We start from the raw sequence: 12,012 nt of genomic DNA on the forward strand, positions 1-12,012 counted from the left end.
CGAGAACCATAGAACCTCAGGGCGAACGGTTTGGCAGGCTTCGGGCGCACGGCTTGGATGGCTCCGAACGAACGGCTTGGCAGGCTCTGGGCGACCGAATTGACGAATTCGGTACGCACAGGTCGGCGGCCTGCCCAGGGCCCAAGGCCTCCGATCACCCCCAAGCCCGGCGGGAGCGGCCCCCAGGGCGCGGCCGTTGGGCGTGCCGAGGCGCGCAGCCTGGCGAGTGAGGTGCGCGAGCATCGCGCACCGGCCTTGTCTGACTCGTGGCGCTTGTTTGAGCGGAGCGCGTCAGCGCGCAGCGAGTTGCGCCACGCACTCGCCAGGCGAGCACCGCAGGGGACCCCGAGCGTTCAGCGAGGGGCACGCACATCGGCCGCGCCCTGGGGGCCGCTCCCGCCGGGCGTCTTCGCGGCGACAACGGACCTTCGACCCTAGCCAGCAGCAGGCTCAGCGCCCCACAAGTCCAACAACCCGCAGCAAACAGGCAAGCACGGCAACTCCCAAGTCACCCACCCGCAGCTCCGCCGGCACAGCAGCACAGACGGGCCAACACAGGCTCAGAAGAAGTGCCGGATCCCGACATCGAAGCCGGTCGACTTGCCACCCAGATTAGTGCCGGACGCCGCCACCCCCTGGGCACCGATCGAGCGCTGCGCACCCGCACCGTTGTGGATGCGCGCCACGGCGCCGTAGACCTGCGTGCGGCGCGACAGGTTGTGGCCGTAGCCCAGGGCCACCTTGGTCCAGTCGGCATTGCTGCCCACGGTGTCGTAACGGCTCACCTGGGCGCGGATCTCGCCGGCGCCGACAGGCACCTTCACGCCCAGCTGCGTGGCGCGGATCTCGACCGTGCCGCGCTTCTCGCTGGCCCACAGCAGCATGGGCATGGCCACGCCGAAGTCGTAGCTCGCGCCGACGTTGCGGATGCGCACGTCCAGCGCCTGCGTCGTGCCCTGCAACTTGGCCAGCGAGCCCGACACGTGGAAGGCGCCGCCGCGCCAGCCGAAGCGGCCGCCGTTGTATTCGCCGGCCGCCGTCGGGGCGGTGTTGAGCTGCTCGCCGGCCGCGTGCTGCAGCTGGCCGTAGAAGCCGCCGATGTTGGGCGGCAGGAAGTAGCTGATGGCGTTGCTGATCTGGATCGGCGCGCCGTTCATGACGAAGGCGTTGGTGCCGCCCACGCCGTTGGTCAGGAAGGGGTCGAAGATCAGCGCGTTCAGGAAGGTGGCCGAGTCGTCGCGGCCCAGCCGCAGTTCACCGAAGGGGCCCATGACGCTCACCGTCGATCGGCGGTTGAAGGCCAGGCCGCCGTTGGCCGTTCCCAGGCCGGTGTCCGGCGCGAAGCCGGATTCGAGCCAGAAGCCGGCCGAGAGACCGCCGCCCAGGTCTTCCGTGCCGCGGAAGCCGATGCGGCTGATGTTGGCGCCGCTGTGGGCCAGACCCGTGCGCGAGCTGTTGTCGCCCGTCACGTGGGCGATGCCCACGTCCACCGTGCCGAAGAGCGTGACGGAGGACTGGGCCCAGGCGGCGCCAGGCAGTGCAGCGGCGGCGGCCAGCAGCGACGCGGCGCGGATCGAGAACGAGGACATGGTGCTTCTCCAGGCAAAAAATGGCAAAGGCTGTCGCTGGACCCTGCCGAAGCAGGGACCGAGGTGGTCGCGGATCAGGGGGATGGAGGGGGAGAACGAAGGACGCGGGCTCAGACGTCCAGCACCAGCCGCTTGCCGGTGCAGCGCGAAACGCAGATCATCATGGTCTTGCCCGACTGGCGTTCGATCTTGGTGAGGATGCCGTCCTGGTGGTCCAGCTCGCCGTCGAAGTCGAGCACGGCCGTCTCGCAGGCGCCGCAGACGCCTTCCTTGCAGCTGTGGTCGGGGTTCAGGCCGGCGTCGATGAGGGCGTCGAGGATGGACTTGCCGCCCGGCACCGGCACCGTCTGGCCGCTCTTCTCGCACACCACCTCGAAGCCGTGCGTCTCCACCGGCGACTCGACCACCACGGCGGCAAAACGCTCGATGTGGGCATTGGCGTAGCCCAGCTGCTCGCAGGCCTTCTCGAAGGCATCGAGCATGGGCGTGGGACCGCAGCAGTAGAAGTGGCTGTCGGCGCCGCGGCCTTCCAGCAGCTGGGCCAGCTTGGGCGGGCCACCCTGCTCGTCGTCGAAATGCCAGGTCACCGGCACCTTGGCTTCGGCCGCCAGGGCGGTGATGGGCTCGACGAAGGCGGCTTCCCTGTGGGTCCGCGCGCAGTACACCACCTCGACGGGCCGGCCCAGGGCCACCAGCCGCTGCAGCATGCAGAAGATCGGCGTCACACCGATGCCGCCGGCCACCAGCACGCTCTTGGGCGCGTCCTCGTGCAGTTCGAAGTTGTTGCGCGGGGCGGAGATGTCAATCACCTGCCCCACGCGCAGCTGCTGGTGCACGAACTTCGAGCCGCCGCGGCTGGCGCGGTCGTTGAGCACGCCCACCACGTAGCGGCCACTGTCGCTGCAGGGGTTGCACAGCGAATAGCTGCGCACCAGCCCGTTGGGCAGGTGCAGGTCGATGTGCGAGCCGGCGGCGAAGGCGGGGAAGCTCACGCCGGCCGTGGCCGGGCGGAACTCGACGCTGACGATGCCGTCGGCCTCGTGGCGCATCGTGTGGACCAGGGCTTTGAGCGTGGGGGCGGACATGGCGGAGATCTCTTTGACTTGTCGGTGTTGGGTGGGGAGGCGCGCCCTCCCCGCTGGCGTCGGCACGGGCCCGGGGTCACGCGGCGCCGCGATCATCGGCAGCGAGCAAGGCGCGTGCCGCCCGCTGCCGATCCGCCCCTGGGGTCGTCTCAGGCGGCGGCCGGCTGCTTCGCCTCGAGCTGCTGCTGCGCCAGACCGCGCAGGTGGCGGCGCAGGCGCACGATGCCCAGGTCGTGCTGGTACAGGTTCTCGTGCTGGTTGGCGTCGGGCTCCATGTCCTCCAGCATCACGCGGTCCTGTTCCAGCACGCGCCAGTGGCGCTGCTCCAGCCGGTTGCGGTACAGGAAGCGCCAGGTGTCGCGCTCCCAGCCTTTGGGCAGCTTGCGCACGCGCCAGTGGAAGACGGCCGACAGCCCGGCGGAGATGGGCGTGTAGCTGCCCACGATGATGAAGTTGCCGCCGGGGCCGCCGGTCTTCGGATACGGAATTTCCAGCCGCATCCAGTGGATGCCCGTGTCGGCCCACTCGGTCCAGTCGAAGTTGACGTTGCGCTGGCCTTCCTTCTCGAAGACGAAGCCGGTGTCGGTCGGGCGGATGCCGAACTTGGCCTTGGAATCGCCCTCGGCCATGGAATGCGACTGCTTGTGCAGGAAGGTGCCGTGCATCGGGTCCATGACGTTGTCGAGCACGTAGCGGTAGTCGCCCTTCCATTCCGTGTAGCAGAGGAAGTGGCCGTACTGCGCGTCGTCGGTCAACTCCTCGGGCAGCACCAGCGGCGGCGGCTCGTCCACCGGCTCGCTGCTGTTGTAGAGGAAGACCGCGCCCGCTGCTTCCCTGACGTGGAAGTGGCGGGTGGCACGCGTGCCTTCGAGCTTGCAGCCGGGGCTGCCGGGCACGCGGGTGGTCACGCCGTCGCAGCGCACTTCGACGCCGTGGTAGGGACAGGACAGGCGGTCGCCCAGCACCACGCCCTGCGACAGCGGCGCGCCGCGGTGGGGGCAGCGGTCTTCCAGCGCGTGCAGCACGCCGTCGAAGTCGCGCCAGAAGGCCAGCTTGCGGCCCAGGCGGCGCAGCGAGACGGGCTTCTCCTTGATGAAGGAGGATGGGCAGATCGGGTACCAGAGGTCCTTGAGGCCGACTTCCAGCAACTGGTCGACCGGATCGGCGTGGATGGCGATGGTGGTCATGGGGTGTTCCTCGCGGGGCGTCTTCTTGTTCAGGGCTGTTCCGACAGGATGGCGATTTCCTGGCGATAGACCTCTTCGGTCCAGGGCTTGCCGCTGGGGCTGGCCAGGCCGCTGTCGTTGAGCGACTGCACCAGGCCCGGCAGGTCGTGGATGCCGGCGCCGAAGGCGCGCTCGATGGCATCGCCCAGCAGGTCTTCGTAGGTGGTGGGGTTGCGCTTGCGCGCCTGGTGGGGCTCGAGGTAGCGGTCGGTCATGGTGTGCTCCATCGGGGGGCTGGGATTCGGTGGGGGCCGAAGGCGGGTCGGTGTCTCACTCGGCCTTGATGCCGCGGCTCTTGATGACGCCGGCCCACACGGCCGTCTCGTCCTTCATGGCCTTGGCGAAGGCGGCGGGCGTCATGGTGGCCTGGGTCATGCCCTGGGCCTTCAGCTTCTCCTGGATCTCGGGCTGCGCCAGGATCTCGGCGGCGTCCCTGGCCAGCTGTTCGGCCACGGCCGGCGGCGTGCCGGCCGGTGCCAGCAGGCCGTACCAGGAGGTGACGTTCACGCCCTGGATGCCCTGCTCCGCCAGCGTCGGGATCTCCGGCGCCACCGGCGTGCGCTGGGCTTCGGTGATGCCGATGGCGGTCAGCTTGCCGCTGGTGATGAAGGGCAGCGCGGCCGGCAGGTTGGTGAACATCAGCGGCACGATGCCCGCCACGGTGTCGTTGAGCGCCGGCGGCGTGCCCTTGTAGGCGACGTGCAGCATGTCGATGCCGGCCTGCTGCTTGAACAGCTCACCCGCCAGGTGCAAGCCACTGCCGATGCCCGGCGAGGCGTACGAAAGCGCACCCGGCTTGGCCTTGGCCTGGGCGATCAGGTCCTTGGCCGTCTTGATGCCCGAGGCCGGCGAGGCCACCACCACGTTGGGCGCCTTGGCCAGCATGGTGACGGGCACGAAGTCCTTCTCGATGTTGAACGGGAAGTTCGGCATCAGCGTCGGGTTGATCGTGAGGTTGCCCGCAGGCACCACCAGCAGGTTGTGGCCGTCGCCCTTGGCCCGCTTGATCTTGTCGATGCCGATGTTGCCGGCCGCGCCCACGGCGTTCTCCACCACGGCCGGCTGGCCGTAGCGCTTGGCGAGGCCGTCGGCCAGGAAGCGCGCCAGCGCATCCACCGGACCGCCCGCCGGGAAGGGCGAGACGATGTTGAAGCGCTCGCTGGCGAGCTGCTTGTGTACGTCGGCAGGCGTCTGGGCCCAGGTGCTGCCGGCGGCCAGGAGGCCGCACAGGGCTGCGACGAAAGTCTTGCGTTGCATCGCGTTCACTTCTTTTCTGTGAGGAACTTGCCGGACGCTTCCGTGCCCTTCTGGCGCCGCGTGTGGCCGTCCAGGCCGCCGTCGACCGCCCATTCGGCGAACACCGTCGGACCGGGCTCGAAGTCGCGCGCGGCCCATTCGGCCGTCAGCTGGTCCTCGTCGGCGTAGTACTCGATCAGGCCGCCGGCCGGGTTCTTGAAGTACCAGAAGTAGGCCGAGGAGATCGGATGCCGGCCCGGGCCAAGCTGGGTTTCCCAGCCGCAGCGCGAGAAATGCAGGCCGCCGCCGAACACCTCGTGGATGTCGCGCACGGTGAAGGCCACGTGGTTGATGCCGCGCTTGCCCGTGGGCAGCTGCAGCAGGAACAGGTCGTGGTGGCCGCCGATGTCGGCGCAGCGCAGGAAGGCGCCGCGGCCCGGATAGCGGTCGGAGGCGACGAAACCGAAGCGGCTGGCGTAGAAGGCCTCGCAGGCCTTCACGTCCGCCACGAAGAACACGACGTGGCCCACTTCCACCGGCCTCGCGCGCTCGTAGATGGGGCTGGGCTGGTTCACGCGCGCCTTGTCGGCCCAGGTGTTCATGCGCGCGCAGTCGATGTCGACCGCCTTCTTGCGGCTGACCTGCAGCCGCACGGCCAGGCCGTTGGGGTCGGTGCAGCCGATGCGGCGGCCGCCGGCCACCTCGCCGTCGACGAAGCCCGCATCGCCGCGGATGGCGTCGGCATAGCGGTCGAGGTCGGCGGCGCTCTCCACGCCCCACACCACTTCGCGCAGCGTGGGGCCGTCTTCGATGGCGGGCGGCAGGCCGGGCTTGTCCATGGCCGCCACCACGATGCGGCAGCCGTTGAGGCTTTCGAACACCAGCTCGTCCGCGCCTTCATGGGCCAGGGTCAGGCCCCAGTCCTGGAAGAAGCGGCGGCTGGTCGCGAGCTCGTCCGTGCCGTAGGTGATCTGATCGATGCCGAGAACGCTCATTGCTTGATTTCCTTAGGGTTCACGGTCACTTCGACCAGGGGATGGGTTGTTCGTTCGTGCCCCAGTACATGCTCTTCTGCTCCATGTACTGGAAGATGCCCTCGCGGCCCTTCTCGCGGCCAAGGCCCGAATCGCGCCAGCCGCCGAAGGGCGTGGAGACGGAGAACTGCTTGTAGGTGTTGACCCAGACGGTGCCCGCCTGCACCGCGCGGCCCAGGCGCCAGGCGCGCTTGAAGTCGCGGCTCCACACGCCGGCTGCCAGCGCGTAGACGCTGTCGTTGGCCTGGGCGATGAGCTCTTCTTCGTTGTCGAAGGGCATGGCCACCAGCACCGGGCCGAAGATCTCTTCCTGCGTGATGCGGGCGCTGTTGGTCAGGCCTTCGAGGATGGTCGGCGTGTAGAAGTAGCCGGCGTCGAAGCCCGCGCCCTGCGGGCGCACGCCGCCGGTGCGGATGCGGCCGCCTTCGCTCACGCCCAGATCCACGTAGCGCTCGATGCCCTCGCGGTGCTTCGCCGTGATCAGCGGGCCCATCTGCGTGCGCTCGTCGGCCGGGTCGCCCACGCGCAGGTTCTTGGCCGCTTCGGCCAGGCGGGTGACGAACTCGTCGTAGATGCCGCGCGCCACGAACAGGCGCGAGCCGGCGATGCACGACTCGCCCGAGCTGCTGAAGATGCCGTAGAGCACGCCGGCCACGGCATGGTCCAGGTCGGCGTCGTCCAGCACCATGGTGGGCGACTTGCCGCCCAGCTCCAGCGACACCGGCATCATCTTGTCGGCCGCGATGTGGGCGATGTGCTTGCCGGTCGTGGTGCCACCGGTGAAGGAGACGCGCTTGACCAGCGGATGCTTGGTGATGGCGTCGCCGATCACCGAGCCCTTGCCCGGCAGCACGCTGACGATGCCCCTGGGCACGCCGGCCTCTTCGCAGATCTTCGCCAGCTCCAGCGCCATCAGCGGCGTGACCTCGGCGGGCTTGACCACCACGGCGTTGCCGGCGGCGAGCGCGGGCGCGAGCTTCTGCGCCTCGCTGGCGATGGGCGAGTTCCAGGGCGTGATGGCGGCCACGACGCCCATGGGCTCGTGCACGCTCATCGTCACGAAGGGACCGCGCGAGGGCGTGATGGTGTCCTCCAGCGTCTCCAGCGCGGCGGCAAAGAACTGGAAGGTGCCGGCAGCGCTGGCGACCAGGGCGCGCGTTTCGCTGATGGGCTTGCCGTTGTCCAGGCGCTGCTTCTGCGCCAGGTCCTCGGACCGCTCGCGGATGATGGCGGCCACGCGGTGCAGCACGGCGGCGCGCAGGTGCGGCAGCATCTGGGCCCAGCCGCTGGTGCGGAAGGCCACGTCGGCGTGGGCGATGGCCTCTTCCACGTCGGCCAGGCTGGCGGCACGCAGGCGGGCGATGGGCTCGCCGGTGGCCGGGTACAGGCTCTGGTACTCATCGCCGCCGCCCAGGCGCCATTCGCCGGCGACGTTGATGGGGAGCAGTTCCAGGTGGGACATCGGGGGCTTCTCTCTCTTGCGTTCGTTCGTCAGATCGCCAGCGGCGCCACGCGGCCGCGCAGCGCGCGCACCGCGCTGTACACCGTCAGCGCCGAGGTCTTGGGATTGGCGGCCAGCGGCTGGTTGCGCATGGTCAGCTCGAAGCGGCCGAAGGCGCCGGCGGCCTCCACCTCGTGCACGTTCTCCGTCACGGCCGGGTCGGCGATCAGCCGCACCGTGGTGCGGTCCAGGCCCAGGCCGGCCAGCGACACGGTGGCCGCCACGTTGGCGTTCTTGGGGAACAGGCACGCGGCGTCGCGGGCCGTGCCCTCGAAGATGACCGTCTCGGCGCCCAGCGCGTCCAGGTCGCGGCCCTCTTCGGCCGGCGTGCCCTTCCAGGCGCGCGGCGGCTTGCGGCCGGTGTAGCGCACCGTCTCCAGCCCGCCGACGCGGGCGGCGGCCAGGGCGTCGATGGCGCCGATGGCACCGGCGATCAGCTGCACCTGCGTGCCGCCTTCGCGGGCCGCGGCTTCCAGCTGCTCGGGCAGGCCGGGCGCGGACAGCGCGCCGACCGAGGCCACGATGGCGGGCACGCCGCGCTGCAGGGCCGGCAGCACGTGCTGCTCGATGGCGGTGTGGCCGGCGGCCTCCACCACCAGGTCGATGCCGTCGGCGGGCACGGCCGACAGCACCTGCGCGCCATGGGCCACGCGGGCGGCGACGGTGTGCGCATCGGCCTCGCTGCCGGCGGGCACCACGATGGCGGCGGCGATCAGGCCGGCGTCGTCCTTCACCAGTTCCAGCAGCGCGGTGCCGATGGCGCCGCAGCCGATCAGGGCGAATCTCAGGGCCATGGCTGTCCTCAAGCGGCCGGTGCGGCCGGCACCTGGTCCATCTTGTTCACCGGGGGGCCGGCGAAGTTGGTCTTGAAGCCGCCGATGGCGCGCATGTCGATCTCGAGCAGGAAGGGGCCCTTGCGCGACCAGGCACTGTCGAGCACGCCCGGCAGCTCGGCCAGGTCCTGCACGCAGGCATGCGGCAGCTGGATCGAGGCGCACAGCTGCGCATAGTCGGGCGTGTGCAGCTCCACGTAGCAGCGCCGGCCGCCGTAGGAGGCGTCCTGGATGTTCTGGATGACGCCGTAGCGCTGGTCGTTCATCAGCACGATGAGCGCATCGCATTCTTCCTGCACCAGCGTGGCCAGCTCGCCCAGGTTGAGGATGAAGCCGCCGTCGCCGGCCAGGGCCAGCGTCTTGCGGCCGGAGCCGGTCGCGGCCGCGCCCACCGCGGCGCCGATGGCCATGGGCATGCCCATGCCGATGCCGCCGCCCGTGGCATGCACGCCGGCATTGGCCTCGAAGAAGCGCAGCTCGCGGTTGCCCCAGGTGCTGTTGGAGACGGTGACGTCGCGCACCCAGTTGAACTGGCGGCCGGCCTGCTTCTGCAGCTGCTGGACCAGCGCGCTGTACGGGCCCAGGCCGTCGTGCAGGCTCGCCACGACGTCGTCGTGGGTCTTGCGCAGGTCGGCCAGCAATTCCGCATCGGCCTTCCAGCCGCGCGCTTCCAGCCGGTCGGCCAGGCCGTTCAGCACCAGGGCGGAATCGCCCCAGACGAAGCCGTCGTCGGCATAGCAGCGGCCCTGCTGGGCGGCGTCCGCGTCGATGCGCAGCAGCGGGCGCGGCAGCTTCAGCTCGTACTTCAGCGTCTCGTTGCTGCGCAGGCGCGAGCCCACCACCAGCATGGCGTCGCAGCGCTGGTAGAAGGCCTCGACCGGCTTCTGGATGTTGTAGGCGCCCAGCGAGGCCGGGTCGTCCTCGGCCACGATGCCGCGGCCCTGCACTGTGCTGACGATGCCGAAGCCCAGCGCCTTGAGGCGGGCCACGGCCGCGCCGGCATGGCGGGCACCGCCGCCCAGCCAAAGCAGCGGCCGGCGCTTGGCGGCCAGTTGCTCGGCCAGCGCGTCGATGGCGGCCTCGCTCGGCACCGGCACGCTGACGGGCAGCGGCGACAGGTCGGCCGGCATGGCGATCAGCGACTGCTGGATGTCGATCGGGATCTCCACGCTCACCGGCCCGGTGGGCGCGGTCTGCGCGGCCTGCACGGCGGCCTTGAGGGTGGACAGGCAGGTCTCGGCGCTGCGCACGCGGAAGGCGGCCTTGGAGACGGCCGTGAGCATCGTCAGCTGGTCGGGCGCCTCGTGGATGTACGCCAGGTTCTGGTCCAGGTACTGGGTCTCGATCTGGCCGGTGATGTGCAGCAGCGGCGTGCCGGCGTTGCGTGCCTCGATCAGGCTGCCGGCGATGTTGCCGGCCGCCGGGCCGGTGCTGGTGATGCACACGCCCAGGCTGGAGGTGGAGCGCGCATAGGCATCGGCCATGTTGCCGGCGCCGGCCTCGCCGCGGGCCATGACGAAGCGCGTCTGGCCGCGCAGCGCGAAGGCATCCAGGATCGGCATGTTGTGGATCGAGATCACGCCGAAGGCGGCCTTGACCCCGCACTGTTCGAGGAAGGCGGCGACGACCGTGCCGACGGTGACTTGGGGGGTGGAGGTCATGGGGTTCTCAACGATGAGGAAATCTGGGATTCACGCGGTCATGCCGCTCTCGAGTGGCCGCCGGAGACGTCGATGTGGCTGCCGCTCGTGTACGAGGAGAAGGGCGAGACGAGGAAGGCCAGCGCGCGCGCCGCCTCCACCGGCAGGCCGAGGCGGCCCAGCGGGATGTGCTTGGTCTTGGCCAACTGGGCGCTCCAGGACGCCCAGTCCTGCGACTTGTCCTCCCGGGCCTCGAAGCGGCGGCGCCACTGGCCGGACTCCACCAGGCCGATCAGGATGCCGTTGACCCGCACGCCCTGCGGCGCGAACTCGGTGGCCAGCGAGCGCACCAGGTTCAGGATGCCCGCGCGCGCCGCCGAGGTGGCGACCATGTGCGGCTCGGGCTGCCGGGCCAGCAGCGAGTTGGCGCAGGCGATCGCCGCATCGCCCAGGCGCTGGCGCTCGGCCGACAGCTGCGGCAGGAAGGCGCGCGTGGGATGGATGATCGAGAAGAACTTGAGCTTGAGCTCGTCCATCCACGCCTGGTCGTCGGTGTCGGCGAAGGTGGAGACCCGGCCCTGCCCCGCGTTGTTGACCAGCATGGCGGCCGGACCCAGCGCGGCCTGGCTCTCGGCGGCGAAGGACTTCACCGACTCGGCATCGAGCACGTCGCAGGTGCGGGCGAAGAGCTTCGCGTCGGGGAACTGCGCCCGCAGGCCCGCGACGGCGCCATCGAGCCGCTCGGCATTGCGGCCGCACAGCGCGACCGCCGCGCCGGCCGCGAGCAGCACCTGCACCGTGGCCAGGCCGATGCCCGAGGAGCCACCGGTGACGACGGCGGTGCGGCCGGCCAGGGCGTCCGCAGCGAGGAAGGAAGGCGTGGGGTTCATGCGCAAAGCTCTGAGCGGGATGGGATCAGCGGCGCAGGGGAATGACCTTGCGCGTCATGCCGGGATGGGCGCCATCGAGCAGGCCGGAGATCTCGTCGGCCGCGGCGCAGACGCGGTTCACCAGCTGGTCCACCGGGCCCTCGTCGATGTGCGCGGTGGTGAAGGTCGCGCCCAGCGCGGCGATGGTGTGGCCGGCGCGGTCGCGCACCGGCGCGGCGATGGTGGAGATGTTGCTTTCGAAGAAGCCCTCGCCCAGCACGTAGCCGTGCTCGCGCACCGTCTGCACCATGTCGAACAGGGCGTTGACGGTGCGCGGCGTGTTCTCCGAGAAGACTTCCAGCTTGTCCTCGGGGTACAGGGCGCGAAGCTGCGGCAGGCTCAGGTCGGCCAGCAGCACGTGGCCCAGCACGGTGGCATGGGCCGGCAGCCGGGTGCCGACGGTCACGGCACTGCGGAAGGGCGTGGGCGACGCTGTCTTGGCCACGTAGACGATGGAGCGGCCATCACGCACCACCATGTTGCAGGCATGGCCGATGTCCTCCGACAGGCGGGTGAGCACCGGCACGCCCAGCTCGGTCAGCTCCAGCGAGGCCAGGTATTCGAAGCCCAGGCGCAGCACGGCCAGGCCCAGGCGGTAGTCGCGGCCGCTCTCGGTCTTCTCGATGAAGCCCATGTTCTCCAGCGTGGACAGCAGGCGGAAGACGGTGGAGCGCGGCAGGTTGAAGCGGCGGGCCAGCTCGGGCGCGGACAGCGTGGGCGTGTCGCGGCTGAATTCGCACAGCAGGCGCAGGCCGCGCTCCAGGGCGGGCACGTTGTAGCGGTCGCCGTTGTCTTCGGTGGCGGCGTCGGGGGTATCTGTCTGGCTCATGGAAGTCCCTCTTGTCGTTCAGGCGTCCGGCTGCCGGGCGGCCGCGAGCAGCAGCTGCGCGACAGGCGCCGGCTGCTCCACGTAGCAGGCATGGCCGGCGCCTGTCGCGC

11 protein-coding genes are annotated in these 12,012 nt (G+C 70.3%); all 11 read right to left on the reverse strand.

Annotation, left to right across the window (positions count from 1 at the left end; translation table 11 throughout):
* Nucleotides 1-560: 560 nt before the first annotated feature.
* The 11 genes from NS331_RS22750 to NS331_RS22800 all read right to left on the reverse strand — a co-directional run bounded on the left by NS331_RS22750 (nt 561) and on the right by NS331_RS22800 (nt 11,902).
* A complete protein-coding gene (locus tag NS331_RS22750) occupies nt 561-1,589 on the reverse strand; it encodes a porin (RefSeq protein WP_058644216.1) in 1,029 nt (342 codons plus the stop codon).
* 110 nt (nt 1,590-1,699) lie between these two features.
* Nucleotides 1,700-2,674: a PDR/VanB family oxidoreductase gene (locus NS331_RS22755; protein WP_058644217.1), complete on the reverse strand. Its 975-nt coding sequence runs from the start codon at nt 2,672-2,674 to the stop codon at nt 1,700-1,702.
* A 149-nt stretch (nt 2,675-2,823) separates the two neighbouring features.
* Nucleotides 2,824-3,861, reverse strand: a complete 1,038-nt coding sequence (locus tag NS331_RS22760; RefSeq protein WP_058644218.1) for a Rieske 2Fe-2S domain-containing protein — start codon at nt 3,859-3,861, stop codon at nt 2,824-2,826.
* A 29-nt stretch (nt 3,862-3,890) separates the two neighbouring features.
* Complete coding sequence (locus NS331_RS22765) at nt 3,891-4,115, reverse strand: recombinase-like helix-turn-helix domain-containing protein (protein ID WP_058644226.1); 225 nt, start codon at nt 4,113-4,115, stop codon at nt 3,891-3,893.
* A 55-nt stretch (nt 4,116-4,170) separates the two neighbouring features.
* Nucleotides 4,171-5,157 carry a Bug family tripartite tricarboxylate transporter substrate binding protein gene (locus NS331_RS22770; protein ID WP_058644219.1) on the reverse strand — a complete coding sequence of 329 codons (987 nt, stop codon included), beginning with the start codon at nt 5,155-5,157 and terminating at the stop codon, nt 4,171-4,173.
* A gap of 5 nt (nt 5,158-5,162) precedes the next feature.
* Complete coding sequence (locus NS331_RS22775) at nt 5,163-6,131, reverse strand: VOC family protein (protein WP_058644220.1); 969 nt, start codon at nt 6,129-6,131, stop codon at nt 5,163-5,165.
* A 25-nt stretch (nt 6,132-6,156) separates the two neighbouring features.
* A complete protein-coding gene (locus NS331_RS22780; protein ID WP_058644221.1) occupies nt 6,157-7,632 on the reverse strand; it encodes an aldehyde dehydrogenase in 1,476 nt (491 codons plus the stop codon).
* A 29-nt stretch (nt 7,633-7,661) separates the two neighbouring features.
* Nucleotides 7,662-8,465: an aspartate dehydrogenase gene (locus NS331_RS22785; protein ID WP_058644222.1), complete on the reverse strand. Its 804-nt coding sequence runs from the start codon at nt 8,463-8,465 to the stop codon at nt 7,662-7,664.
* An 8-nt stretch (nt 8,466-8,473) separates the two neighbouring features.
* Nucleotides 8,474-10,165, reverse strand: a complete 1,692-nt coding sequence (locus NS331_RS22790) for a thiamine pyrophosphate-binding protein (protein ID WP_058644223.1) — start codon at nt 10,163-10,165, stop codon at nt 8,474-8,476.
* Nucleotides 10,166-10,203: 38 nt separating this feature from the next.
* Entirely contained in the window at nt 10,204-11,034 is an 831-nt protein-coding gene (locus NS331_RS22795; protein WP_058644224.1) for an SDR family oxidoreductase, read from the reverse strand.
* Nucleotides 11,035-11,059: 25 nt separating this feature from the next.
* Nucleotides 11,060-11,902, reverse strand: coding sequence for an IclR family transcriptional regulator (locus NS331_RS22800; RefSeq protein WP_058644225.1), 843 nt, complete (start codon nt 11,900-11,902; stop codon nt 11,060-11,062).
* Nucleotides 11,903-12,012: the final 110 nt, after the last annotated feature.

Source organism: Pseudacidovorax intermedius, from assembly GCF_001476815.1.
Lineage (GTDB): Bacteria > Pseudomonadota > Gammaproteobacteria > Burkholderiales > Burkholderiaceae_C > Xenophilus > Xenophilus intermedius_A.

What these genes read in the sequence shown, in the direction of transcription:
- NS331_RS22750 (WP_058644216.1), bottom strand. Translation starts at nt 1,589, where the DNA reads ATGTCCTCGTTCTCGATCCGCGCCGCGTCGCTGCTGGCCGCCGCCGCT.
- NS331_RS22755 (WP_058644217.1), bottom strand. Translation starts at nt 2,674, where the DNA reads ATGTCCGCCCCCACGCTCAAAGCCCTGGTCCACACGATGCGCCACGAG.
- NS331_RS22760 (WP_058644218.1), bottom strand. Translation starts at nt 3,861, where the DNA reads ATGACCACCATCGCCATCCACGCCGATCCGGTCGACCAGTTGCTGGAA.
- NS331_RS22765 (WP_058644226.1), bottom strand. Translation starts at nt 4,115, where the DNA reads ATGACCGACCGCTACCTCGAGCCCCACCAGGCGCGCAAGCGCAACCCC.
- NS331_RS22770 (WP_058644219.1), bottom strand. Translation starts at nt 5,157, where the DNA reads ATGCAACGCAAGACTTTCGTCGCAGCCCTGTGCGGCCTCCTGGCCGCC.
- NS331_RS22775 (WP_058644220.1), bottom strand. Translation starts at nt 6,131, where the DNA reads ATGAGCGTTCTCGGCATCGATCAGATCACCTACGGCACGGACGAGCTC.
- NS331_RS22780 (WP_058644221.1), bottom strand. Translation starts at nt 7,632, where the DNA reads ATGTCCCACCTGGAACTGCTCCCCATCAACGTCGCCGGCGAATGGCGC.
- NS331_RS22785 (WP_058644222.1), bottom strand. Translation starts at nt 8,465, where the DNA reads ATGGCCCTGAGATTCGCCCTGATCGGCTGCGGCGCCATCGGCACCGCG.
- NS331_RS22790 (WP_058644223.1), bottom strand. Translation starts at nt 10,165, where the DNA reads ATGACCTCCACCCCCCAAGTCACCGTCGGCACGGTCGTCGCCGCCTTC.
- NS331_RS22795 (WP_058644224.1), bottom strand. Translation starts at nt 11,034, where the DNA reads ATGAACCCCACGCCTTCCTTCCTCGCTGCGGACGCCCTGGCCGGCCGC.
- NS331_RS22800 (WP_058644225.1), bottom strand. Translation starts at nt 11,902, where the DNA reads ATGAGCCAGACAGATACCCCCGACGCCGCCACCGAAGACAACGGCGAC.